This window comes from Gilliamella sp. B3172, assembly GCF_026536465.1.
Classification (GTDB): domain Bacteria; phylum Pseudomonadota; class Gammaproteobacteria; order Enterobacterales; family Orbaceae; genus Gilliamella.
Genome location: NZ_JAFNOA010000024.1, coordinates 1 through 1,161 on the forward strand (window position 1 = coordinate 1; position 1,161 = coordinate 1,161).

Annotated in this window: 1 rRNA gene; it reads right to left on the reverse strand. The window is 51.4% G+C overall.

Annotation, left to right across the window (positions count from 1 at the left end):
* Positions 1-1,129 (reverse strand): 16S ribosomal RNA (locus J3U37_RS12030); the annotation flags it as partial.
* Positions 1,130-1,161: the final 32 nt, after the last annotated feature.

Below are 1,161 nucleotides of genomic sequence, written 5' to 3' on the forward strand. Positions count from 1 at the left end.
CGCTGGCAACAAAGGATAAGGGTTGCGCTCGTTGCGGGACTTAACCCAACATTTCACAACACGAGCTGACGACAGCCATGCAGCACCTGTCTCACAGTTCCCGAAGGCACTCTCGCATCTCTGCAAGATTCTGTGGATGTCAAGACCAGGTAAGGTTCTTCGCGTTGCATCGAATTAAACCACATGCTCCACCGCTTGTGCGGGCCCCCGTCAATTCATTTGAGTTTTAACCTTGCGGCCGTACTCCCCAGGCGGTCGATTTATCGCGTTAGCTTCGGAGCCCATCACTCAGGGCAACAAACTCCAAATCGACATCGTTTACAGCGTGGACTACCAGGGTATCTAATCCTGTTTGCTCCCCACGCTTTCGCATCTCAGCGTCAGTATCTGTCCAGAAGGCCGCCTTCGCCACCGGTATTCCTCCACATCTCTACGCATTTCACCGCTACACGTGGAATTCTACCTTCCTCTACAATACTCCAGATAACCAGTTTTAAGTGCAGTTCCCAGGTTGAGCCCGGGGCTTTCACACCTAACTTAATTATCCGCCTACATGCCCTTTACGCCCAGTCATTCCGATTAACGCTCGCACCCTCCGTATTACCGCGGCTGCTGGCACGGAGTTAGCCGGTGCTTCTTCTGTAATTAACGTCAATTGATGCACCTATTCGATACACCACCTTCCTCATTACCGAAAGTACTTTACAACCCGAAGGCCTTCTTCATACACGCGGCATGGCTGCATCAGGGTTCCCCCCATTGTGCAATATTCCCCACTGCTGCCTCCCGTAGGAGTCTGGACCGTGTCTCAGTTCCAGTGTGGCTGGTCATCCTCTCAGACCAGCTAGAGATCGTCGCCTTGGTAAGCCTTTACCCTACCAACTAGCTAATCCCATATGGGTTCATCAAATGGCGCATGGCCCGAAGGTCCCATGCTTTGGTCTCTCAACTTTATGCGGTATTAGCAGTCGTTTCCAACTGTTGTCCCCCTCCATTCGGCAGATCCCCATACTTTACTCACCCGTCCGCCACTCGTCATCAAGTGCAAGCACTCATGTTACCGTTCGACTTGCATGTGTTAAGCCTGCCGCCAGCGTTCAATCTGAGCCATGATCAAACTCTTCAATTTAAAGTTTGATGCTCAATAACTGTCTCTGACAT